The following is a 22630-nucleotide window of genomic DNA, read 5'->3' on the forward strand; positions in this document are numbered from 1 at the left end:
CTAATCATCCAAAAATAGGTTAAAATATGAGCGCGCGCAGGTTAAGATCTATACTTCTCATTACACTATTACTTTGCATATCTCCCTTTATACAAGCTAAAATTTTATTGCCCTCAGTTTTTAGCAATAACATGGTTTTACAGCAGAAAACCAATGCTGCAATTTGGGGTAAAGCAGATGCTGGTAAAGCAGTTAAAGTAACGGTTTCATGGAATAAAATTAATTACGGAGCTATTGCGGATGCCAATGGTAATTGGAAAATTAAAGTGGCAACGCCAGGTTACGGAGGACCGTATACCATAACTATATCAGATGGGGAGTTGCTGGTGCTCAATAACGTATTAATTGGCGATGTATGGATCTGTTCCGGGCAGTCGAACATGGAAATGCCGCTGGCAGGCTGGGGCAAAATCCTCAATAGCGAAAAAGAAATCGCCGAAGCTAAATATCCCAATATCCGTTTATTGCAGACGGAACATGTTGCCAGTAATTTTCCACTTAATGATGCTAAAGTGGCCAATGGCGGTTGGCAGGAATGCAGTCCAAAATATATTGCGGAGTTTTCTTCTACCGCATATTTCTTCGCCCGCGAAGTGTATGAAAAAACTAAAATCCCTATTGGCCTGATCCACACTTCCTGGGGCGGTACAATTGCTGAAGCCTGGACGAGTGCTGAATCGTTAAAAAAGATGGCAGATTTTTCTGCTGCAGTTGATAAGATTCAGAAATCTGCTAAAAATCCATCTCCAATTTCTTATGATGAAAAGCTAAAAAATTGGGTTAAAATCACTACAGATAAAGATTCAGGTAATCAAGACGGGCAGATGAAATGGGCTTTGGAAGAAAGTGGCAATTGGAAAGATATGACTTTGCCAACCTTATGGGAGGATGCAGCACTTAAAGACTTCGATGGTGTGGTTTGGTTTACAAAAAAGGTTACCATTCCAGAAAACTGGAAAACGAACCGGGTAAAGCTTAATTTGGGGACTATTGATGATAACGATATTACTTTTATAAATGGTGTAAAAGTGGGCGAAACAGCAGGATATAATGTTGGAAGAACATATACAATACCTGCTAATTTGCTCAAAGTAGGTGATAATTTCATCACTGTAAGGGTTTTTGATAGTGGAGGAGGGGGCGGCTTATACGGTGAAGCTAAAGATCTAAATTTAACAAATGGCGCTACCGGGAAAATTTTACTTGCTGGTGAATGGAAATATAGAATAGGTTTGGATTTTAAAAATATTGAGCCTAAGCCACACGAAGAAAATGGCGCTAACCGTCCGACAGTTTTGTACAATGCTATGATTCATCCTTACCGCCAATTCTCCATCAAAGGGGCTATTTGGTATCAGGGAGAAGCTAATGCCGACAGAGCTTATCAATACCGTGAGTTATTTCCAGCAATGATCAAAGATTGGCGGCAGAAATGGGGGCAGGGCGATTTTCCATTTTATTTTGTTCAGTTAGCCAATTTTATGCAAGTTGATAATTTGCCAGCACAATCTGCCTGGGCAGAACTTAGGGAGGCACAGCAAAAAACACTCGCTTTGCCAAATACGGGCATGGCCACAATTATTGATATTGGTGATGCAAAAGATATCCACCCTAAAAATAAACAGGAGGTAGGTAGAAGATTGGCATTAATTGCCCTGGCCAAAACATATGGCCAAAAAATAAACTATTCCGGCCCAGTTTATCAATCAAATAAAATTGAAGGAAAACAGATTCTTTTAACCTTTAGCAATACAGAAAATGGATTAAAAGCCGCAGATGGCGCAGCACTTACAGGTTTTGCCATCGCCGGAGCAGATAAAAAATTTTACTGGGCCAAAGCAAGTATCAAGGGTAATCAGATTATCGTAAGTAGTGATCAGGTAGCAAATCCTGTTGCCGTTCGTTATGCATGGGGAAATAATCCTGTTTGTAACCTCGTTAGTAACGATGGCTTACCAGCGTTGCCATTTAGAACAGATACGTGGCTGGGAATTACCTTTGGAAAGAAATAAATAGTTGTAAGCATTTGCGTTAAAAAAAATGAATTTTTCGTAAAGCAGGTTTAATGCTTTTCGGTCAGAACAGTCCTTCTTTTAGTTACTATCTTTTGTGAAGGTGTTGCTCAATGTCATTAAGTTAGGGTGAAAAATCGCAAAAAGATCTCATCCTGAGGGATGATTTATTATTAAAAATCAATATGAATGACAGATTTTTAGCGGATTTTAGACTGCGAGGAATCGTCATTCCCAACTTGATTGGGAACCACGGAGTGCTCATGAATGCCTCTGAATAAAAGGAAAACTGATGAATAATCGTAATGCAAGCGCTTTAAGATTCCCGCCTGCGCGAGAATGACGGCCATACTGATAGATTCTGTCAATGGTAGTATAATCTAAGGGCATTTATTTGCGATTTACCAATCTCAAGAAGTCTCCGACTACGCTCAGATTGACGATCGTGGTGCTGAACTTATAATATCAAGGTAAGTTTCAGGCTGTTGCCTATGCTACAAAAGTCTAACTACTACATAAGGTTTATTTAACAGTTATACTACTCGAATATACGCTTACTAAATCGTTTTAATATTTGATGTATATTTATTAGTTTTATAAAACATTTCTAACCAATATGTCTTTTATGAAAAGAATATATATCTTAATCCATTTTCTTGTTTCTATATCGATTCCTGCATTATATGCCCAAAATTTAACTGAATTTAATAAAGCGCCGTTAAAACAACAGGTTTATGTGCAATTACCAATAGGCAGTATTAAAGCAAAGGGATGGTTGTTAAAGCAGCTGGAACAACAAAGAGATGGTGCAACCGGAATGGCTGAAGAGTTATACCCTGAAAAAGATAATCTTGGAAAAAATTCCGATTGGCTGGGAGGCGATGGAAATGGATGGGAGCGCGTACCTTATTATGTTAAAGGTTTAGTCGCATTGGCTTATACTTTAGATGATCCTGTGCTAAAAGCGAAAGCGCAGAAGTATATCGATTGGACTTTAAACAATCAACAAGCCAATGGATTATTTGGTCCACCGAAAATGAAAGATTGGTGGCCGAGAATGCCAATGATGTATGCTTTACAAAGCTATTATGAAGCCACAAATGATAAAAGGGTTATTCCATTTCTCTCCAAATATTTTAAATATGAACTTGCGAATCTCGATGCCGATCCGTTAAAAGAATGGGGCAAAGCAAGGGCAGGCGATAACATGGAAATTGCCATTTGGCTTTACAATAAAACCGGTGATCAGGATTTATTAACACTTGTAGAAAAGTTAAAACAACAGGCATATCCCTGGATTGATATATATAGTAATAACGAATTTTACTTTTTCGGTGACGATTTTCAGCCAAAACACATGGTTAATGTGGCTCAGGCGTTAAAATTTCCTATAGTTTGTGCGCAACTTCAAGATCTTCCATCTAATCTTGAAGCACTCTCTAAAGGTATCGCACATATTATGCACGACCATGGTCAGCCCGAAGGGCTAGGTTCGGGAACTGAATTCCTGGCAGGCACTAGCAGTATAGAAGGCGTAGAAACCTGTACAGTAGTGGAATGGATGCAGAGTTTAGAAACTGCGGCAAAAGTTATTCACGATGCAAAAATTGGCGATCAGTTGGAGAAAGTGGCTTTTAATGCTTTGCCTGCGCAGTTTAGCCGGGATTTTAAAAACCACTCCTATTACACATTACCAAATCAGGTGCAGAGTATTCATGGCGAGCATGGTTTTAATCAGGATTATGCTACAGGAATTGTTTCCAGTCCATATTCAGGCTATGGCTGCTGCCGATATAATATGCACATGGGCTGGCCTTATTTTTTGAAAAGTAGCGTGGTATCTACTCCAGAGAAAGGTTTAGCGGTAATTACCTATGGCCCTATGGAAATAGAAACCGTAGTAGCAGAAAATAAAAAAATAAAAATTACCGAAGAAACCAATTACCCCTTCGAAGAACAAATCAGGTTAAAAGTAGAACTTGCCGCCAGTACATCATTTCCATTAACTTTAAGAATCCCAGCCTGGAGTGTAAAACCAGGCATCAGGTTAAATGGAGCTACATTAGAAGGCGTAAAAGCTGGAGAAATGTTTACCATAGCCAGAGAATGGAAAAATCAAGATCAATTAGAATTGAATTTTCCAATGGAAATCACTACCAGGGCACAGGTAAATAATTCTTTGAGTGTAGAACGTGGACCTATTGTTTATGCACTGGAAATTAAGGCGGTAAACAAGGTAACCAAAACACATCCTGTTGCTGGCTTTGCAGATTACGAAATCCATCCGGAATCAGCATGGAATTATGGTTTGATGATCGATAAAAGTGGTTTAAGTAAGGCTAGGGTATTAAAATCAGAAATGCCAAATAACCCTTTTATTGCGGCAAATGCACCGGTTAAAATAAAGGTTCAGGCAAAAAAGATTCCTTCATGGGGTTTAGGTTACAATAAAATGTCTGCTTTTGATGTGCCCTTTAGTCCAATCGCATCAGCTGAAAAACAGGAAGAAGTTATCCTGGTACCCTACGGATCTGAAAATATCCGCTTAAGCTGTTTCCCTGTAATCGGTGAGCCAAAAAAAATAAATAAAACTTTGGTCGAAAACTTTGATGAAGGAATGGCCAGCAATTGGGTTTTTTATGGCGGGGGCTGGTTTTGGAAAGATGGACAGATAAACGCTGCGTCAAATGCAGGCTCTGGTGGCTATGGTATACATGGATCTAAATATGTGGCCAATGACACAGACTTTAAAGATTTTGTTTATCAGGCAGATGTTAAAATCAATACCTCTGGTGATGCGGGTTTAATGTTCAGGATTTCTAATCCTGATATTGGCCCTGATGCCTACCAAGGCTATTATGTTGGCTTAGATCAACTTAATGGAACTGTAATATTTGGAAAAGCCAACGGACAAAAATGGACGGTAATACGTTCAGGAAAATATCCTGTTGAAATGAACAAAATGTATACCTTAAAGATAGTGGCCAAGGCAGATAAATTTGATGTCTTTATAAACGGATCAGTTCAGCCTGTACTTTCGGCATCAGATAATCAATACCAATCGGGGAGTATAGGATTAAGAACATATAACGCTTTGGCAAGCTTCGATTCGGTAAAAATTAACACCTTTTAACATCAACTGCGGGCGATGTAAAACTTACGGCAAGGAATTTGCTAATGCAGTGGTAACAAATAAAGTAATATTATGAAATTATACAAATCAATTCCCATAATGCTCTTTACGCTTGCACTTGCTGCAGGTTGTGTAAGCAATAAAAAGTATGCTGAACTTCAGGACACCTATGCCAAGTTAAGAGATAGGAATCAGGAACTTAGTAATAAATACCAGGATAGCCAGCGTGAACTTAGCGGAAGCACCAGTAGGGTTAAAAGTTTAGAAGAGCAGATCGCATCAGAAAAAGCCAATGTAACGGCACTGCAAGATGCTTTAAACAAATGTTTAAATTCGAGTAACCAGGGAAATGTTAACATTTCAAAATTGGTTGATGAGATTAATAGTTCAAACAAATACATCAAACAATTAGTGAATGCTAAAAACAAAAGTGACTCACTTAATATGGTGTTAACTAATAACTTAACAAGGTCATTAAGTCGTGAAGAGTTGGGTGATGTTGATGTTCAGGTACTTAAAGGCGTGGTATACATCTCTTTAGCTGATAACATGTTATATAAATCAGGTAGCTATGAAGTTTCTGATAAAGCTGGCGAAACTTTAAGCAAAATTGCCAAAATTATTAAAGATTACGATACCTATGATGTACTGATAGAAGGTAACACCGATAATGTACCAATTGTTCAAACAAACATCCGTAACAACTGGGATTTAAGTGCCTTACGTGCTTCATCAGTAGTGCAGGTATTACAAACCAAGTATGCCGTCGACCCTAAGCGTTTAACAGCTGGTGGACGTGGAGAGTTTAATCCAATTGCTGATAATAATACTCCAGGTGGAAAAGCAAAAAACAGGCGTACACAGATTATCATAACACCTAAACTAGATCAGTTTATGGATCTGATCGGAAAAGCGCCTGAGCAATCTCAAAAATAAAAGGTTATTATGATTAAGCATAAGAAGGGTTGGAGTTAATTTTCCAACCCTTTTTATTTGCAATGCTTTCCTTTTGATATTTAAATGAAATATATCCTGATAACCAGACTTCTATGACTGTTCTAATCATTAATAAAGGTATATTTGTTTATATCAGTAATACTATCACTTCTTTCTCTCGCTGATGTACCATTATAGTATTCGCCAATCTTATTTAGGTGAGTATTCCTTACTCCAGCCACCGAATTGTTTAAGCAATGATGATTGGTCTTAGCTAACAGTAAACATTTATTTTTATGAGTAGAGACAAAAAGAAAGAGGCCAGTCTAAATAAAAAGGCACCCTCAGATTATCAATCGGGAAAAGGTAAAACAGCAAAAACAGAAATTGATCCTTTCGCCAAAAAACCGGGTAAAAATGGCAAATAACGATCAAAAAGCTCAGGTCAAAGTTTTTTTGTATGAATTGAACAATACCAGGCACGAATATGGTTTTTCGGCAGACGAAGAGTGGACATTGGATTTAGCTACAGATAGTCAGCGAAAGGTTCTCGAGCATAAATATTACCCCATGTTATCTTTAACTGTTGTACCAGAAAACATTATCGGGATGCTTGATCTTTTGGAAGATAAACTTGGAAATGCAGTTGGCCATATTAAAGATAGCCTCAGCCGTAAAAAGATTTCAAAAGAATCAACACATCTTTTGGCTTATTGTATAGCGAGATTAAAACATTAAAACACGGAATTGCCTATTTGCTTGCATTAATTCGTTTTAGTAATAAATATTGTATCAATCCCTACACTTAATTTTTCAAAAAAAATCTTTTATGTATCTTTTATGATACGTAAATTGACTATAATTGTTCATTATTTATAAAAATAAATTCTGCAATGGGAGTGAATAGGAAGGGAGACGTTATCCAGATTGACTTTGAAAATGGGCATGGGATCATTATTGATGAAAATGGCCAGGATATCCATTTTCAATTAGATGACGTGTCTGATCGAATTAATATAAACTCGAAAATAGTTTTTGAAATTGAATTACACGAGCGTGGCTTGGTGGCGGTTAACGTTAAATTAGCAATGGAAGAGATAAAAGTTTAATTCCACACCGACTGAATAGATATTCAGGGCATCAAATGGTCATTTGGGATGGGCAAGCTGAAATAAAATGTAGAACCTTGCCCCAACTTGCTTTCTGCCCAGATTTTTCCCCCATGCCTTTGAATTATTTCGGCACAAATGTACAAGCCAACTCCAAATCCTGCAATTGTTTTGGTATCAGAACTTTCTACACGGTAAAAGCGGTCAAAAAGTTTGGGTATATTATCTTCCTTAATGCCTATACCCTCGTCTTCTACACTAACAACCAGATAACCCTTTTGTATATCGCATTTTATTGCAATTAAAGATTCTTTTTTCGAGTATTTCGCTGCGTTGCCAATCAGGTTATTAACAACATTGCCAATTTTGTCCATGTCAGCATGTAGCATCATTTCTTCAGGACCAATTACCTGGATAAAATGGCTGGGTAAAACCATTCTGTTTTCTTCAGCAATAGTTTTAATCAAATCAACCAGATTAAAATTTGTTTTATTCAATAAAATTTTACCCGATTCTAATAAGGAGACATTTAAGAAACCATCAATCATTAATGACATTCTCTTTAACTGGACATTTATCTTATCCAGTATCTGAGTAGGGAACTCGTTATCCGTTTCTTTGAATTTAAATTGTAAAAGCTGTACATAAGCGCTTAAAGATGTCAAAGGAGTTTTAAGCTCATGACTTACCATACCGATGAAATCATTTTTTCTAATTTCATCCTGTTTATGTTCCGTAATATCCAGAACTGCTCCAGCAATATAAACGGCTTTTCCCTCTTCGTTATAATAGGCTTTTCCTGCAGTTCTTAACCATTTGCGCTTTGCACTGATGCCATTCAAATTAATCTGGTATTCGATATTAAAAGCGTTTCGGTGGTGTAATGCACGTTTAATACCACTAGTAAGATGCCTGCTGTCTTCGGGACTAATCAATGATTTGGCTTCCTCAATACCCAATCTGTTGTTTTCCAGTTCATATATATGTTGTGCCCTTTCTGACAGCAGGATCTGTTTGTTTTCTAAATCGATATTCCACGAGCCCATTTCTGAAGCATCCATGGCTATTTTTAAAATATCTTTAGCCTTAAGTAATTCTTTTTTAAAGTTTACCTGCTCTGTAATATCCTTGATAATCACTAAAATTCTGGTTACTTCGTTTTTATCATTTTTTAAAGGTTCATACAAAGCGATGAAATAACCGTCTGAAACTGCTGTGGAGAGTTTTAATTCGTTGAGTGTTAATGGCTGTTGGTTTTTGAAAATGTCTTTTACACGTTTTACAAGCGCCTGCTGTTTTTCAAATTCCGGCCGTGCCTCTTCTAAAGGTAATCCGATAACTTCTTTTCTGGATTTACCCCAAATTTTTAATATGTTATCGTTTGCATACTCCGTAATCAACTCCGGACCTTTTAATACACACATGCCTAAAGGTGCCTGCTCAAAAAATCCCCTAAAACGAGCTTCACTTTCCGAAAGTTCAAATAAAATATGCTCAAGGTCATTTTCATCCATTGGAATTTCTCTTAATGAACAAACGAGGTATTCAACCGGGCGGTCATTTTGTAATACTGGCGAAAATTCTAATTCCCACTTCACGTTTGGCGAGTTGGAATAGATGGGATGAATGATTAGCGTACTTTTTGTCTTAAGTTCACTTACTTTATGAACTGTTTTAATTAGAATATTCTTTTCAACATCAGATAAGAGGTTTGGGATAATGTCGATATCATATAATTTTAATTTTCCACCCACACGCTCAATTAAAGCCTGGTAAGCATCGTTATGTTCTACTACAACCAATATTGGCTTTACTTTAAAAATGATTATAGGACTTGTAGAATGTTTTAATAGTGCTTTTAGGAATGGAGAAGCTAAATCTATCATATATTTGAGTGACACTTTCCCAAATATAATCCTTAAACAGTTAATCGCCAACGGATTTTTAAGGAATATCTAACATTTATCATACAAATTGGTATGAGCTATAAGTGTAATAATTTTATCGTAAGCTGTTACATTCCATTATTTAATTTGGAACCCTTAAACTATGATGAATAAAACATTTAAGATGGATGGGGCTGTCCTTATCTGTTCTAAAAATCTGCATATGATTTTTTGGAGTGTACAAAATGATGTTATGCAAATATCAAAAAATTGTAAAGTTAAGGTCGTAAAATGATAAGCGAAATTTAAATTAGATCATTATAAGATAATTATGACTGATTTATAATACAGTATTAGGCGTTATTCTACTGAAAATTGAGTCTTTTTAAGCATTAAAAAAGTTTTTATCTATTTTAGTAGAAAATTATTAATCTGATAATCAGTTGTTTGTGTTTTATTTTTGAGTTTAACATTTGATTTAAGTGATTTAGCATTTCTCCATTACATTTTTTTAAAAATTTATATATATTTGTTCTTACCCTTTCGAGGGTATGTTTTTCATAGGTAGATGTAGGGTCAGAACATTGTTCTGGCCCTTTTTTGTTTGAATAGAATTTATAAAAACTATTTTTGTGTTATGATAAAAAAGAAAGTGATTGTTGCAGTTACAGGTGCCAGCGGTTCAGTTTATGCAAAGGTTTTATTTGATCAGTTATTAAAATTAAAAGATCAGATTGAAGCCGTTGGTGTGGTAATGAGCGATAATGCCAAAGAGGTTTGGCAATTCGAACTGGGGAACCAGGATTATACTCATTTTAAAGACTTCACTTTCTATAACAAAAACGATTTTAATGCCCCTTTTGCTTCAGGCTCGGCAAAATACGATACGATGATCATCGTTCCATGCTCGATGGGTACATTAGGACGTATTGCACACGGAATATCAAATGATCTGATTTCAAGGGCTGCAGATGTGGTACTAAAGGAACGGAGAAAACTGATTGCTGTAGTACGCGACACACCTTTTAGCTTAATTCACATCAATAATATGAAAACAGTTACCGAAGCCGGTGGCATTATTTGTCCGGCTAATCCATCTTTTTATAGTCTGCCTAAAAGCATCGAAGAAGTAGCCGGAACAGTTGTGAGCAGGGTGCTTGATTTAGCAGGTTTTGAACAGGAAAGTTACCGCTGGCAGGAGAAATAAGTTTCAGTTAGCAGTTTTTACCCGATCGTTTATAATGAGCTGAAAATCGAAAAACTACAAACAGCATTGTTAATTAACTGTAATTTACCTTTAATCTCCAATCTCATATCATAATACTCAAATCTATTTTGTTATCTTTGCAGCCTCAATGAAAAAGGTCGCATTTTATACATTAGGTTGTAAACTCAATTTCTCCGAAACCTCAACCATCGGTCGTTTATTTACCGATGCGGGTTACTCCGTAGTAGAATTTCAGCATCAGGCCGATGTTTATGTGATCAATACCTGCTCTGTTACCGAGCATGCCGATAAAAAGTGCCGTAAAGTTGTTAAAGAAGCTTTAAAGTATTCACCAAATGCCTTTGTAACCATTGTAGGTTGTTATGCACAGCTAAAACCACAGGAAATTGCCGAAATAGAAGGAGTTGATATGGTTTTGGGCGCTGCAGAAAAATTCAGGATAGTAGAATATATTACCGATTTAACTAAACAGCCTAAAACGCTTATTCATCAGCAAAGTATTGAGAAAGTAAACCATAATTTTATTGCCTCTTATTCTATTGGCGATAGAACACGTACTTTTTTGAAAGTACAGGATGGTTGCGATTACCCTTGTACATATTGCACCATTCCTTTAGCACGCGGTGCAAGTCGTAGCGATACCATTGAAAATGTGGTTAATCGTGCAAAAATGATTGCCGATAGCGGTGTTAAAGAAATTGTATTAACCGGTGTAAACCTTGGTGATTTCGGAATCAGAAATGGTCAGCGTGAAGATAAATTTTTTGACCTGGTTAAAGCTTTAGATGAGGTAGAAGGAATTGAAAGAATCCGTATTTCATCTATTGAACCTAACCTTTTGAGCAATGAGATCATCGAGTTTGTATCCACTTCTAAAAGGTTTGTTCCGCATTTTCATATTCCCTTACAATCCGGTTCTGATAAAATTTTAGGTTTAATGCGCCGTCGCTACCGTAGCGATTTGTATGTAGAGCGTGTTGCCAAAATTAAGGAGGTAATGCCGCACTGTTGTATTGGCGTAGATGTAATTGTTGGTTTTCCTGGTGAAACAAAAGAAGATTTTTTAGATACCTATCAGTTTTTAAACCAACTTGATATTTCTTATTTACACGTATTTACTTACTCCGAACGCGAATTAACGGCTGCAGCCGAAATGAAAGGTGTTGTGGCAGGAAGCGAGCGTAATGAGCGTAGTAAAATGCTTCATATTTTATCTGATAAAAAGCGGAGGGCTTTCTACGAATCTCAAATTGGTACTGATGCTGAAGTACTTTTCGAAGCAGATCAGAAATTGGGTTACATGCACGGTTTTACTAAAAACTATGTGAAAGTACGTGCCAAATACGATCCGGTTATGGTAAATGAATTAAAAGCAGTTAAGCTTTTAGAAATTACAGCCGATGGAGAAGTAGAAGTGGCAGAACTGGAAACTGTTCACGCGCATCATTAGTTTAGTCCTAGGTCTTAGTTTAGTCCGAAGTCATTAGTCAGAAGTCTTCAGTCAAACATCCTTTACTGTCATTCTGAACGCAGTGAAGAATCTTTTACTATGAAAGGTTTGCTTGTTTCACAAGTTTTTAATCTGGAGAGTAAAGTGTAGAGCAGGACCTTGTTAACCGACGGAACACAGAATCACTTTTTCCAAATAGGAAAACAGATTTTCACCTCTTTCTCCCAGGTTTAAACACTGGTTTTTAGTCTTTCCGCTTTAGTCTTTAAGCTTTGGCCTTTAACCTTTCAGCTTTGCGCTTTCTTTCCTATCTTCGCAACAAATTATTTGTATGTTTCCTACCGTTTCACATTTCTTAGAATACTTATTCGGCATTAATTTACCGCTTCCATTTAATACATTTGGTGTTTTTGTTGCACTGGCATTTGTTGCTGGCTATTGGGCTTTTACCAAAGAACTTAAGCGTAAAGAAGCGCTGGGCATACTCCATCCAATTAAAAAAACAATTGTGGTTGGTAAACCTGCTACTACATCCGAATTGATCATGAACGGTCTTTTTGGATTTGTTATTGGGTATAAACTGGTTTATGCGTTGTTAAACTATAAACTTTTTGTAAATGATGCACAGTCGATTTTAATGTCGGCCAAAGGAAATATAATTGGTGGTTTGTTTTTTGCAGGTTTATTTGCTTACTGGGATTATACCGAAAAGAATAAGCACAAACTAGATAAGCCAAAAGAAACACAGGTAACCATTCACCCATACCAAACCATGAGTAATCTGATTGTTTGGGCGGCGGTTTGGGGCTTTTTAGGTGCAAAATTCTTTGATAATTTAGAATATTGGGATGATTTTGTTCAACACCCAATAGAGCGCTTATTATCTTTTAGCGGCTTAACTTTTTATGGTGGCTTAATTTGCGGCGGTGCAGCTGTATTAATTATTGCAAAGAGAAATGGTATTAAGCCTTTACACATGCTTGATGTAGGCGGACCGGGGATGATGCTGGCTTATGCAGTAGGTCGTATCGGTTGTCACTTAGCTGGCGATGGCGACTGGGGGATTGTTAATTCTAATCCAAAGCCATTTTCATGGCTTCCAGATTGGTTGTGGTCTTATAAATACCCAAATAACGTAGTAGGGGAAGGAATTCCGATTCCTGGTTGTACTGGTAAGTTTTGCAACGAACTGGCACAAGGTGTATACCCAACACCGATATACGAAGTAATTATCTGTTTAATTCTTTTTGCCTTTTTATGGCGCATCAGAGATAAAATAAAAGCACCAGGTTTAATGTTTGGTATTTATATGATCTTAAACGGTGTTGAGCGTTTCTGCATCGAATTAATCCGGGTAAACTCAAAATACCATGTTTTTGGTTTGTCTTTTACGCAGGCAGAAATGATTTCAACTTTTCTTGTAGTAGGTGGGATTGCGCTAAGTGCTTATGCTTTAAGGAACAAGAACGAACTGGCCCGGTAAACAACCTTATACATTCATTTAAAATCCAACAACAACCTTATTTAGTTGTTAAATAGTTATGAATTACGAATTACTATGCAATAAAGTGATCTCGATTGTAAAGCTTACCGGAAATTTTATCCGTAAAGAGGCCTTGCAGTTCGATGTTCAGAAAATAGAATACAAAGGGTTAAATGATATGGTTTCTTATGTTGACAAAACAGCAGAGCAGAAATTGGTTCAAAATCTTGAAAAATTAATTCCCGATGCAGGTTTTATAACGGAAGAGAAAACCATTAACCGGACAGGCAAAACCTACACCTGGATCATCGATCCTTTGGATGGCACAACAAACTTTATCCATGGCATTCCGGCTTATGGCATTAGCGTAGCGCTTTATGAAGACGGATTACCTGTAATTGGTGTCGTTTACGAATTAAATAGGGGAGAGATGTTTTATTCGTATAAAGGCGGACCCGCCCTAATGAATAAGAAAGAAATTAAGGTTTCTGTAAACCCTGATCTGGGTTCGAGCTTGTTGGCTACAGGTTTCCCATATTATCAGTTTGATAAACAAGAGAAATACTTAAAGTTATTAGCCGAAATGATGCAGAAAAGCCATGGGGTACGTAGAATTGGTGCGGCGGCAATAGATTTAGTGTATACAGCCTGTGGACGTTTTGATGCTTTCTTTGAATACAACCTGCAGCAATGGGATTTTGCAGCAGGATGCTTTATTGTTCAGCAGGCAGGAGGAGAAGTATACGATTTCTCAGGTGGAAATGATTACTTTGAAAAAAGAGAGATATTGGCTACCAATGGTAAACTTACTGCCGAAATGTTAACTGCGATTAAACAGTATTTTTAACGATCGTGACGTCACCTGACCTGTAGTGAAGCGGAAAGCTACGAAGTAAACCGAGCCTTAAGCGAGCTCACCGAAGGTAATTTATTTCGGGGCCTAACCTAGCAGGAAAGATGCTGAAACAAGTTCATGACGACAAAGAAGAACGCATAAAAAAAGGTCGCGATTCTCATCGCGACCTTTTCACTATATATACTATGAAAAATGCACAATTTTAAAGCGCTTCAGAAACTACTTCTGTAACTTCAGGTACCATTCTCTGTAATAAGTTTTGGATCCCTGATTTAAGCGTAATGGTAGAAGACGGGCAACCACTGCAAGAACCACGCAGCTCTACGGTAACCACACCTTCATCAAAAGATTTATAGGTAATTGCACCACCATCCTGTTCAACAGCCGGACGTACGTAATCGTGTAAAATCTGTTGAATTTTAATTTCAGTTTCCGTACCTTCAAAAGCAGGAGCTTCTTCGGCAGTTGCTTCTTTAATTTTTAATTCAGATTCTACAGCACCTTTAACAAATTCTTTTAGAATAGCTTCAATATCAGCCCATTCTGCATCATCTGTTTTGGTAATGGTAACAAAATTACTGGCGAAAAAAACGCCGGAAACGAAGTTGAACTTAAATAACTCTTTAGCAAAAGGCGAATGCTCAGCACTCTCTTTAGTCGCAAAATCCTCACTGCCATTTATTAACAGTTTGTTTACCATGAATTTCATGGTCGCTGGATTTGGAGTCTGTTCTGTATATACGTTAATCGTCATGTCTTAATCAATTTGAATAAACAAAATTAACAATTACTCAGCAATAAAGCCTTTATTGGCTGTCTGCTTAACGTCAATTTAATTTTACTAAAAAACGCCGGTGTAATTAAAAGGTGTAATGGTTCTCAACTGCACTTTTACAGATTCAGAAACCGCTAAACCTTCAATAAATTCGGCAATACTTGCTGCATTGATTTTTGAATTGGTTCTGGTTAATTCTTTTAAGGCTTCGTAAGGGTTAGGGTAGTTCTCTCTCCTTAAAACTGTTTGAATAGCCTCAGCAACAACTGCCCAGTTTTCATCTAAATCTGCATGTAAAGCAGCTTCATTTAATAAAATCTTATTTAATCCACGTAAAGTAGAATTAATGGCAATTAAAGTATGTCCAAAAGGGACACCAACATTTCTCAAAACAGTAGAATCTGTTAAATCTCTCTGTAAACGCGAAATCGGTAATTTAGCAGCAAAGAACTCGAAAAGTGCATTTGCAATTCCTGCATTTCCTTCTGCATTTTCAAAATCGATCGGGTTAACCTTGTGCGGCATTGCTGATGAACCAATCTCTCCGGCTTTGATCCTTTGTTTAAAATAGTTTTTGGAAATATAAGTCCAGATATCTCTATCCAAATCGATAATGATGTTATTGATGCGTTTTAAAGCATCGCACTGGGCTGCAAACTGATCGTAGTGCTCAATCTGCGTAGTATGTTGCGCACGGGTTAAACCTAATGTTTCATTTACAAATTGATTCGAAAAATCAACCCAGTTTACTTCCGGATAAGCAATGTGATGGGCGTTGAAGTTTCCGGTTGCACCACCAAATTTTGCACTATTAGGGATGTTTTTCAAACTTTCCACCTGGATAGCCAAACGGTCAGCGAAAACCAAAAACTCTTTCCCTAATTTGGTAGGAGAGGCCGGTTGTCCGTGGGTATGTGCCAACATCGGAATATCTTTCCATTCTGTTGCCAAGGCATTTATTTTTTCGATTAAAGAACCAATCGCCGGGTAGTAACTTTCATTCAGCGCCAGTTTAATAGAATAAGGGATGGCAGTATTGTTGATGTCCTGAGAGGTTAAGCCAAAATGGATGAACTCTTTATAGTTTTGAAGAGATAAAGCATCAAATTTACTTTTGATAAAATATTCAACCGCTTTAACATCGTGATTGGTTACTTTTTCAGTTTCTTTAATTTCTAAAGCATCTGCTTCTGAGAAATTTTCGTGGATTTTGCGTAGTTCAGCATAAAGATTTCGATCAAAATTTTCTAAGCCAGACAAGTTGATTTCGCAAAGTGCGATAAAATATTCGATTTCTACAAAAACCCGGTATTTAATTAGCGCTTCTTCAGAAAAATAAGCAGCTAAACTTTCGGTAGTTTTTCTATAACGGCCGTCAACAGGTGAAATAGCTTGTAGTGATGTTAAATTCATTATGCGGATTATATTTTTGCCGCAAATTTACGACAATTGATGGATTTTAAGGTCTAGCTGCCTAAAATAAAAAAGCCTTAGGTATACTAAGGCTTTTTCAAATGGTTTGATAAAACTATTTTTTAGTTGTATCAGCTTTTAGAGTGTCTTTAACGGTTGTGTCTTTTACAGTTGTATCTTTAACTGTAGTATCTACAACTGTAGAGTCAACTTTAGATGAATCTGTTCCGCCATCTTTCTTTTCCGATTTACAGGCTACAACCGATAGAGATAAAGCCAGAGCTAAAAAGCCCATCTTGAATGCATTTTTCATTGTTTTTTAATTTGTTTGGTTTTTAAAATTAATTACTAATTTATACAAAAAAGCTATAAAAGTAACCCGGTTTGATTAAATAAAAAAGGTCACGATTCAGAATCGTGACCTTTTTTGTGGAATTTTATAAAAAAATTAGTGTTTTACTTCAGTTTTTTCTGTAGTAGCTTTAACTGTAGTATCTTTTACGGTAGAATCTTTAACTACTGTATCAACTTTAGTTGTATCAGTAACAATTGTAGAAGAATCTGTCACTGTTGTATCAGCGCCATCTGCTTTTTTAGTTGAATCGCCACAAGCAGCAACTGTTAAAGATAAGGCCAGGGCTAAAAAGCCTAATTTGAATGCATTTTTCATCTTGGTATATGTTTTAGGGTTAATATATACCATTAATACCCAAAAAGTAAAAAGGTAACCCGTTTTTGGGTTAAAATGAAAAAGCCTTTGAAAAATGAATTTCCAAAGGCTTCTTTTATAAAAAAGTTAAACTAGTGTTTAACTTCAGTTTTTTCTGTAGTAGTTTTTACAGTAGTATCTTTTACTGTAGAATCTTTTACTGAAGTATCTTTTTTAGTAGTGTCAGTAATTACAGTTGAAGAATCAGTAGCTGTAGTATCAGCACCTTCTGCTTTTTTCTCTGAGTTACAAGCAACAACTGATAAAGATAAAGCTAAAGCTAAGAAGCCTAATTTGAATGCATTTTTCATTTTGAATATTTTTTAAGTAATTAATTAATTTACCTGTTAATACCCGTTATTGAAAAAGGTAACCCAAAAAAATAAAGAAAAATTAGAAAAAAATAAAAAAGGCTTCTGATGTATAACCAGAAGCCTTTTTTTATAGTAAAGTTAGACTAGTGTTTAACTTCAGTTGTAGTAGTAGTTGCTTTTACAGTTGTATCTTTAACTGTAGAATCTTTAACTGTAGTATCTTTTGCAGTAGTATCAGTAACGATAGTAGAAGAATCAGTTAAAGTAGTATCAGCACCTTCAGCTTTTTTTTCTGATTTACAAGCTACAACTGATAAAGATAAAGCTAAAGCTAAAAAGCCTAATTTGAATGCATTTTTCATTTTTGAATTTTTTTAGTAATTAATTTCTTATTAATGCCGCAAAGGTAAAAAGGTAACCCGATAATTTTCAGAAAAGGTAAAATATTTTTTTCTGGCGATTTGGGTTACCGTTTGCTTTTAGTTTGTATTAAGCAATTATAGTAGCAATAAATATTTTTTTGTCTAATATTGGGTTACTATTTATAGAAAAATGTATTAACTAGTGAATAACAGTTTAAAGAGTTCAGTTCCAACAGATAGAGAGGTTATTTTAGGTATTCTAAATAACTCAGAAGATACACTTAACAAGTTATACAAAGCGTATTATGCGATGGTTTTGCAGTTTATCCTAAACAATAACGGTGATGAAGATGATGCAAAAGATGTTTATCAGGAAGGCATAATAATTTTATATAACAAAATTAAGGCGGGTAATTTTGAGCTCAGCAGCAAGCTGAAAACTTATATTTATTCGGTCTGCAGGCGTATCTGGCTAAAAAAACTTAGTCTGAACAGTAAAAAAGCCGGTAATATTACCGATTATGAAGATGTATTTGCTGTTGAAGAAGATGTAGAAAACCATGAAGAGAAAGATGCTTCTTTTGCAAAAATGCAATCTGCACTTGATCACCTGGGCGAACCTTGTAAAACCATTATTCAGGATTTTTATATCCACAATTTATCCATGCAGGATATCTGTGAAAAGTTCGGTTATACCAATACCGATAATGCAAAAACGCAGAAATATAAATGCCTGCAAAGGTTAAAGAAAATATTTTTTCAACCATAATTTGAAATGAGAAACGATTTGGAGTTAGATGCAATTATTGAAGATTATCTTTTAGGTAAACTTAATGCACAGGAAATGGAAGCTTTTGAACAGTTACGTCTTAATGATGCCACAGTAGATCATAAGGTAGTTTCGCATAAGTTCTTTTTAGCATCTATGGATACATTTGCAGAACAGCTGCGCCTAAAAGAACAATTAAATCATATTCATTCAGAAATTGATGTGGAAGGTCTGGCTGCTACACTTAGGCCTCATCCTTCACGTGTAGTTCAATTGTGGCGGAAACATAAATCTGCCATTGCGGTGGCAGCATCTTTTGTTGTACTTTCTCTGGTTTCTATCTACTCTATTCAGCATAGCACTCAACAGGCAGAACGCTACAGACAATTAAGTAATAAGGTAAATAATGCCATTAAAACACAAAATAGCTTAATCAGAAATATTAAGCATAACAATGCAACTTCTGATAAGCCAAGTACTCAGAATAGTTTTGGTGGTACTGGTTTTGCCATTTCTACAAATGGTTATATTTTAACTAATCTGCATATCATTAATGGCGCTGATTCTTTATATGTTCAAAACAGTAAAGGAGAATCATTTAAAGTAAAATCGATTTATACAGATCCTCAAAACGATATCGCAATTCTTAAAATAAACGATAAACACTTCAGTAACTTATCTTCTATTCCTTATACCATTAAAAGAAATACCAGTAACATTGGTGAAATTGTGTACACTTTAGGTTATCCAAAAGACGATGCTGTACTTGGAGAGGGCTATGTGAGTTCTAAAAATGGTTTTATTGGAGATACCACTCAGTATCAGGTAGCCATTTCGGTTAATCCAGGTAATAGCGGCGGTCCGGTTTTAGACAATAACGGAAATTTGGTTGGTATTATCAGTGGTAAGCCAGATCAGACTGAAGGCGCTGCCTTTGCCATTAAATCAAAATATATTTTAGAGGCAATGAGGGCTATTCCTCAAGATTCATTGGGTACAAATAAACTTTCTGCCAACAAAAAGAGCTTACTGTCTGGTTTAAAACGTACCAAACAGATCGAAAAAATACAAGATTATGTATTTATGATTAAAGCATATTAAAAATATAATACCCCAAACAAATTAATATTCTTAAACCCTGTAGATTAAATTCTTCAGGGTTTTTTATTGGAATTGTAATTTGGAGGTCTGAAATTAATATTAAATCTATGTATTTACTATAGTATTGTTTAGATTTGTTATAGTCAAAATTAAATTAATAATATCATGAGTATAAGATTAGGCGATACCGCACCGAATTTCAAGGCCGATACCTCTATTGGCGAAATAGATTTTTACGATTATTTAGGCGATAGCTGGGGCGTGCTTTTTTCTCACCCTGCTGATTATACACCAGTTTGTACAACAGAACTGGGTAGAACGGCTGCGCTAAAAGGCGAATTTGAAAAGCGAAATGTTAAAGTTCTGGCATTAAGTGTTGATTCTGCCGAGTCGCATAAAGGCTGGATTAATGATATTAACGAAACTCAAAATACTTCTGTCGAATTTCCAATTATTGCCGACCCAGACAAAACAGTGGCCAATCTTTATGATATGATCCACCCGAATGCTTCAGAAACATTAACCGTTCGATCATTGTTCGTCATTAGTCCCGATAAAAAAGTGAAATTGATCATTACTTATCCGGCATCTACCGGAAGAAATTTCAATGAAGTATTGCGCGTAATTGATTCTTTGCAGCTTACCGCAAATTATAGCGTAGCTACACCGGCAGATTGGAAAGACGGAGAGGATGTAATTGTGGTAAACAGCATTAAAACTGAAGATATTCCGGCTAAATTTCCAAAAGGACATCAGGTAATCAAGCCATATTTACGTACTACACCTCAACCGAATAAATAATTTGAGCAACATGCTTTTTGAAACGCAACATTCTTGTTAAACGTCCAAAAAGGAGAAGCATTATAGGTGCAAATTATTATATTTGATAGTTTTGTTTCAATATTAACGCTCTAACTAATTGTTTATCCCATTTTTAATTGTCAATTGGTTGAATGAAATGCTGATCAAAGCGTAAAAGGTTTATTTATTTTATACAATTTTTTATTTTTTTATGGCAACCGGAAAAGTTAAGTGGTTTAACACACAAAAAGGCTTTGGATTTATTGTACAAGAAGACAATAAAGACTTATTTGTACATTTTAAAGATGTTTTAGGTGGAATCGAAAGCTTGAAAGAAAACGATACAGTAGAATTTGAAGTGGCTGAAGGCAGAAAAGGTTTACAGGCAGTAAACGTTAAGAAAGTTTAAGCAATAATATAATCATTATTTCTCCACCCTACAAAAAGCTTTTCGAGAGAAGGGCTTTTTGTATTTTGTATTGCCATGTTTGTCATTCTGAACGCAGTGAAGAATCCCTGACCTATGAATACTGCCTTCTGGACTGTAACTTTGCACAAAGGTCGATTAGCATTTATGTTGGTTGCTCCCTACTTGCGGATTCCTTATTCTGTTTGGGATCACAGTTTACTAATATCATGCAATGGGTTCTGACCTATTTTTTGAAAAGCAGTAGTTGTAGTGCTTCTGTTTTGATAGTCCCGTCATTTGCTTAATCCCGATTTAAATCCTCTATGGGATAAAATATAATACTCCAATCGGGATAACGCTGTCTGTCGGGTTTATTTTACAAACAATAGCTGTACTATTTAAGCCAGCTAAACCCGATCTTAGCGAGATGCCGGTATTTTTCATCGGCAGAAGCGGGAGCGGGGCTGTGGGATCCCAATGGCTTCTGGACCTGCTTTCCAAAAAAAAGTAGTTGGTTTTGATTTAATATTTTGTAGGTTAAAGATTCTTCACTGCGTTCAGAATGACAGACTTCAATATAATGGTCGTCATCTCGACCGGAGCAACGCAAAGTGGAGAGATCTATTTAGACAGATTTTGCTTCTCAAGAGCCTTTGGAGTTGCTACATTTGACTGGAGGGTTTTATTTGTCAGATTTAAACATTAAACTTTAAATTTGAATATATGAGCAGACGAATATTTGATGAGCCTTTTAAAAGAATGGCTTTGGATCTGGCCCATGCGCGGGGTTCGATAAAGGATGTTGCAATAGAATTGGGTATAAGTTCGAACCTTTTAAGTAAATGGAAAGAGCGCGAAGGAATTGCAAAAGCTGATACTACAAGCCTTAGCGAGGAGCAGCAATTGATTCGGAAACTTCAAAAGGAGCTTAAAGAAGCCCAGCTAGAACGTGATATATTAAAAAAGGCGGTAGGCATCTTTTCCAAGGGAGACGGGAGATATTCGGATTTATAAAAGATTACCGAAAGATATTTTCTGTTGAAAGGATGTGTAGGGTATTTGGAATAAACAACAGTAGTTTTTATTACTGGTTAAAAAACCCCCAGGGTAAGCGGCTTACCGATGATAATTATCTTATGATAGAGATAAGCAAGATTTACGCAGAGAGTAAAGGGTGTTACGGGAGTCCGCGTATTACTGCCGAATTATGTTCCAGAGGGATCTTTATCTCTCGGCCCAGAGTTGCCAGGCTGATGCGCAGATTGGGTATAAAGAGTACCATCCGTAAGAAATGGGTACAGACAACAGATTCACAGCACACTTACTCCTTAGCAGAAAATTTCCTTAATAGAGATTTTTATGCCGCCAATATTAGAGAGAAATGGGTTTCAGACCTCACTTATATACAAACTGGGGAAGGTTGGCTATATCTGACAACAGTTATAGATCTGGCGGATAGAAAAGTTGTAGGCTGGTCATTAAGTGAAAATATGGAAGCTGAGAACACCACGATAAAGGCATTAGAAATGGCTATAAAGAATAGACCTATTACCCAACAGTTAATTTTTCACTCAGACAGAGGTATACAATATGCATGTTCCGAGTTCAGAAAAAAATTAGAATGCTTAGGGATAAAGCAAAGCATGAGCAGAAAAGGAAACTGTTGGGATAACGCAGTTGCAGAGAGTTTCTTTAAAACTATAAAAACAGAAATGATATACCAGCAGATATATAAAACAAGAGCGAAGGCTAGTTTAGCCATTTTTGAATATATAGAGGTCTGGTATAATAGAAAAAGAAGACATTCATACTTAGGGTACTTATCGCCATTAGAGTTTGCAAACAGCTCAATAAATCCTAAAATCGCAGCTTAAAAGAAAGAAA

Annotated in this window: 23 protein-coding genes; 16 read left to right on the forward strand and 7 right to left on the reverse strand. The window is 36.3% G+C overall.

Translation table 11 applies throughout. The annotated features are described in order from the left end of the window. The first annotated feature begins 131 nt into the window (after positions 1 to 131). The 6 genes from KYH19_RS05790 (at position 132) to KYH19_RS05810 (ending at position 7190) form a co-directional block, all read left to right on the forward strand. Entirely contained in the window at positions 132 to 2012 is a 1881-nt protein-coding gene (locus KYH19_RS05790; protein WP_255562569.1) for a sialate O-acetylesterase, read from the forward strand. Positions 2013 to 2637: 625 nt separating this feature from the next. Beyond that, positions 2638 to 5145, forward strand: coding sequence for a beta-L-arabinofuranosidase domain-containing protein (locus KYH19_RS05795; RefSeq protein WP_219077939.1), 2508 nt, complete (start codon positions 2638 to 2640; stop codon positions 5143 to 5145). 72 nt (positions 5146 to 5217) lie between these two features. Next, positions 5218 to 6081: an OmpA family protein gene (locus KYH19_RS05800; protein ID WP_193425641.1), complete on the forward strand. Its 864-nt coding sequence runs from the start codon at positions 5218 to 5220 to the stop codon at positions 6079 to 6081. A gap of 296 nt (positions 6082 to 6377) precedes the next feature. Next, positions 6378 to 6509 carry a hypothetical protein gene (locus tag KYH19_RS24160; protein WP_255512139.1) on the forward strand — a complete coding sequence of 44 codons (132 nt, stop codon included), beginning with the start codon at positions 6378 to 6380 and terminating at the stop codon, positions 6507 to 6509. Continuing rightward, positions 6499 to 6819, forward strand: coding sequence for a hypothetical protein (locus tag KYH19_RS05805; protein WP_132396264.1), 321 nt, complete (start codon positions 6499 to 6501; stop codon positions 6817 to 6819). The genes KYH19_RS24160 and KYH19_RS05805 overlap by 11 nt, the downstream gene beginning before the upstream one ends. Before the next feature lie 155 nt (positions 6820 to 6974). Beyond that, positions 6975 to 7190 carry a hypothetical protein gene (locus tag KYH19_RS05810; RefSeq protein ID WP_121283142.1) on the forward strand — a complete coding sequence of 72 codons (216 nt, stop codon included), beginning with the start codon at positions 6975 to 6977 and terminating at the stop codon, positions 7188 to 7190. Between the two features lie 23 nt (positions 7191 to 7213). Here KYH19_RS05810 and KYH19_RS05815 read toward each other — a convergent pair whose 3' ends face one another. Next, positions 7214 to 9076 (reverse strand): ATP-binding protein, encoded by a 1863-nt coding sequence (locus KYH19_RS05815; RefSeq protein ID WP_219077940.1) that lies wholly within the window; start codon positions 9074 to 9076, stop codon positions 7214 to 7216. Between the two features lie 637 nt (positions 9077 to 9713). Here KYH19_RS05815 and KYH19_RS05820 point away from each other — a divergent pair. From KYH19_RS05820 to KYH19_RS05835, 4 genes are all read left to right on the forward strand, one after another. Continuing rightward, positions 9714 to 10283 carry a UbiX family flavin prenyltransferase gene (locus tag KYH19_RS05820; RefSeq protein WP_219077941.1) on the forward strand — a complete coding sequence of 190 codons (570 nt, stop codon included), beginning with the start codon at positions 9714 to 9716 and terminating at the stop codon, positions 10281 to 10283. A gap of 148 nt (positions 10284 to 10431) precedes the next feature. Next, positions 10432 to 11754: a tRNA (N(6)-L-threonylcarbamoyladenosine(37)-C(2))-methylthiotransferase MtaB gene (mtaB, locus tag KYH19_RS05825; RefSeq protein WP_219077942.1), complete on the forward strand. Its 1323-nt coding sequence runs from the start codon at positions 10432 to 10434 to the stop codon at positions 11752 to 11754. Between the two features lie 331 nt (positions 11755 to 12085). Then, positions 12086 to 13237 (forward strand): prolipoprotein diacylglyceryl transferase, encoded by a 1152-nt coding sequence (locus KYH19_RS05830; protein ID WP_219077943.1) that lies wholly within the window; start codon positions 12086 to 12088, stop codon positions 13235 to 13237. A gap of 58 nt (positions 13238 to 13295) precedes the next feature. Next, positions 13296 to 14084 carry an inositol monophosphatase family protein gene (locus KYH19_RS05835; RefSeq protein WP_219077944.1) on the forward strand — a complete coding sequence of 263 codons (789 nt, stop codon included), beginning with the start codon at positions 13296 to 13298 and terminating at the stop codon, positions 14082 to 14084. A 211-nt stretch (positions 14085 to 14295) separates the two neighbouring features. Here the strand turns inward: KYH19_RS05835 and KYH19_RS05840 are convergent, their stop codons facing one another. The 6 genes from KYH19_RS05840 to KYH19_RS05865 all read right to left on the reverse strand — a co-directional run bounded on the left by KYH19_RS05840 (position 14296) and on the right by KYH19_RS05865 (position 17666). After that, on the reverse strand, positions 14296 to 14847 hold the full coding sequence (locus tag KYH19_RS05840; RefSeq protein ID WP_121283148.1) for a NifU family protein: 552 nt from the start codon (positions 14845 to 14847) through the stop codon (positions 14296 to 14298). A gap of 87 nt (positions 14848 to 14934) precedes the next feature. Continuing rightward, a complete protein-coding gene (gene purB / locus KYH19_RS05845; RefSeq protein WP_219077945.1) occupies positions 14935 to 16281 on the reverse strand; it encodes an adenylosuccinate lyase in 1347 nt (448 codons plus the stop codon). A gap of 115 nt (positions 16282 to 16396) precedes the next feature. Then, a complete protein-coding gene (locus tag KYH19_RS05850) occupies positions 16397 to 16594 on the reverse strand; it encodes a hypothetical protein (RefSeq protein ID WP_025142866.1) in 198 nt (65 codons plus the stop codon). Between the two features lie 135 nt (positions 16595 to 16729). Then, complete coding sequence (locus KYH19_RS05855; protein ID WP_132396248.1) at positions 16730 to 16951, reverse strand: hypothetical protein; 222 nt, start codon at positions 16949 to 16951, stop codon at positions 16730 to 16732. 131 nt (positions 16952 to 17082) lie between these two features. Further along, entirely contained in the window at positions 17083 to 17301 is a 219-nt protein-coding gene (locus KYH19_RS05860; RefSeq protein WP_132396246.1) for a hypothetical protein, read from the reverse strand. Between the two features lie 146 nt (positions 17302 to 17447). After that, complete coding sequence (locus KYH19_RS05865) at positions 17448 to 17666, reverse strand: hypothetical protein (RefSeq protein WP_116251788.1); 219 nt, start codon at positions 17664 to 17666, stop codon at positions 17448 to 17450. A 202-nt stretch (positions 17667 to 17868) separates the two neighbouring features. Between KYH19_RS05865 and KYH19_RS05870 the strand changes: the two genes are divergently transcribed. The 6 genes from KYH19_RS05870 to KYH19_RS05895 all read left to right on the forward strand — a co-directional run bounded on the left by KYH19_RS05870 (position 17869) and on the right by KYH19_RS05895 (position 22620). Continuing rightward, the gene (locus tag KYH19_RS05870; RefSeq protein WP_121283153.1) at positions 17869 to 18435 is read left to right on the forward strand and encodes an RNA polymerase sigma factor; all 567 of its coding nucleotides are present in this window, start codon (positions 17869 to 17871) and stop codon (positions 18433 to 18435) included. 6 nt (positions 18436 to 18441) lie between these two features. Then, positions 18442 to 19536, forward strand: coding sequence for a S1C family serine protease (locus tag KYH19_RS05875; protein WP_219077946.1), 1095 nt, complete (start codon positions 18442 to 18444; stop codon positions 19534 to 19536). 165 nt (positions 19537 to 19701) lie between these two features. Then, positions 19702 to 20337: a peroxiredoxin gene (locus KYH19_RS05880; protein ID WP_193425623.1), complete on the forward strand. Its 636-nt coding sequence runs from the start codon at positions 19702 to 19704 to the stop codon at positions 20335 to 20337. Positions 20338 to 20548: 211 nt separating this feature from the next. Beyond that, positions 20549 to 20746, forward strand: coding sequence for a cold-shock protein (locus tag KYH19_RS05885; protein WP_029276380.1), 198 nt, complete (start codon positions 20549 to 20551; stop codon positions 20744 to 20746). 723 nt (positions 20747 to 21469) lie between these two features. Then, positions 21470 to 21760 carry a transposase gene (locus KYH19_RS05890; RefSeq protein ID WP_132404428.1) on the forward strand — a complete coding sequence of 97 codons (291 nt, stop codon included), beginning with the start codon at positions 21470 to 21472 and terminating at the stop codon, positions 21758 to 21760. Continuing rightward, entirely contained in the window at positions 21757 to 22620 is an 864-nt protein-coding gene (locus KYH19_RS05895; protein ID WP_255562631.1) for an IS3 family transposase, read from the forward strand. Before KYH19_RS05890 ends, KYH19_RS05895 begins: the two co-directional genes overlap by 4 nt. Positions 22621 to 22630 lie beyond the last annotated feature (10 nt).

Source organism: Pedobacter sp. D749 (assembly GCF_019317285.1).
In the GTDB taxonomy this organism is placed as follows: domain Bacteria; phylum Bacteroidota; class Bacteroidia; order Sphingobacteriales; family Sphingobacteriaceae; genus Pedobacter.

What these genes read in the sequence shown, in the direction of transcription:
- KYH19_RS05885 (WP_029276380.1), top strand. Translation starts at nt 20,549, where the DNA reads ATGGCAACCGGAAAAGTTAAGTGGTTTAACACACAAAAAGGCTTTGGA.
- KYH19_RS05830 (WP_219077943.1), top strand. Translation starts at nt 12,086, where the DNA reads ATGTTTCCTACCGTTTCACATTTCTTAGAATACTTATTCGGCATTAAT.
- KYH19_RS05875 (WP_219077946.1), top strand. Translation starts at nt 18,442, where the DNA reads ATGAGAAACGATTTGGAGTTAGATGCAATTATTGAAGATTATCTTTTA.
- KYH19_RS05815 (WP_219077940.1), bottom strand. Translation starts at nt 9,076, where the DNA reads ATGATAGATTTAGCTTCTCCATTCCTAAAAGCACTATTAAAACATTCT.
- KYH19_RS05805 (WP_132396264.1), top strand. Translation starts at nt 6,499, where the DNA reads ATGGCAAATAACGATCAAAAAGCTCAGGTCAAAGTTTTTTTGTATGAA.
- purB (WP_219077945.1), bottom strand. Translation starts at nt 16,281, where the DNA reads ATGAATTTAACATCACTACAAGCTATTTCACCTGTTGACGGCCGTTAT.
- KYH19_RS05820 (WP_219077941.1), top strand. Translation starts at nt 9,714, where the DNA reads ATGATAAAAAAGAAAGTGATTGTTGCAGTTACAGGTGCCAGCGGTTCA.
- KYH19_RS05850 (WP_025142866.1), bottom strand. Translation starts at nt 16,594, where the DNA reads ATGAAAAATGCATTCAAGATGGGCTTTTTAGCTCTGGCTTTATCTCTA.
- KYH19_RS05860 (WP_132396246.1), bottom strand. Translation starts at nt 17,301, where the DNA reads ATGAAAAATGCATTCAAATTAGGCTTCTTAGCTTTAGCTTTATCTTTA.
- KYH19_RS05855 (WP_132396248.1), bottom strand. Translation starts at nt 16,951, where the DNA reads ATGAAAAATGCATTCAAATTAGGCTTTTTAGCCCTGGCCTTATCTTTA.
- KYH19_RS05835 (WP_219077944.1), top strand. Translation starts at nt 13,296, where the DNA reads ATGAATTACGAATTACTATGCAATAAAGTGATCTCGATTGTAAAGCTT.
- mtaB (WP_219077942.1), top strand. Translation starts at nt 10,432, where the DNA reads ATGAAAAAGGTCGCATTTTATACATTAGGTTGTAAACTCAATTTCTCC.
- KYH19_RS05880 (WP_193425623.1), top strand. Translation starts at nt 19,702, where the DNA reads ATGAGTATAAGATTAGGCGATACCGCACCGAATTTCAAGGCCGATACC.
- KYH19_RS05840 (WP_121283148.1), bottom strand. Translation starts at nt 14,847, where the DNA reads ATGACGATTAACGTATATACAGAACAGACTCCAAATCCAGCGACCATG.
- KYH19_RS05790 (WP_255562569.1), top strand. Translation starts at nt 132, where the DNA reads ATGGTTTTACAGCAGAAAACCAATGCTGCAATTTGGGGTAAAGCAGAT.
- KYH19_RS05865 (WP_116251788.1), bottom strand. Translation starts at nt 17,666, where the DNA reads ATGAAAAATGCATTCAAATTAGGCTTTTTAGCTTTAGCTTTATCTTTA.
- KYH19_RS05800 (WP_193425641.1), top strand. Translation starts at nt 5,218, where the DNA reads ATGAAATTATACAAATCAATTCCCATAATGCTCTTTACGCTTGCACTT.
- KYH19_RS05795 (WP_219077939.1), top strand. Translation starts at nt 2,638, where the DNA reads ATGAAAAGAATATATATCTTAATCCATTTTCTTGTTTCTATATCGATT.
- KYH19_RS24160 (WP_255512139.1), top strand. Translation starts at nt 6,378, where the DNA reads ATGAGTAGAGACAAAAAGAAAGAGGCCAGTCTAAATAAAAAGGCACCC.
- KYH19_RS05890 (WP_132404428.1), top strand. Translation starts at nt 21,470, where the DNA reads ATGAGCAGACGAATATTTGATGAGCCTTTTAAAAGAATGGCTTTGGAT.
- KYH19_RS05810 (WP_121283142.1), top strand. Translation starts at nt 6,975, where the DNA reads ATGGGAGTGAATAGGAAGGGAGACGTTATCCAGATTGACTTTGAAAAT.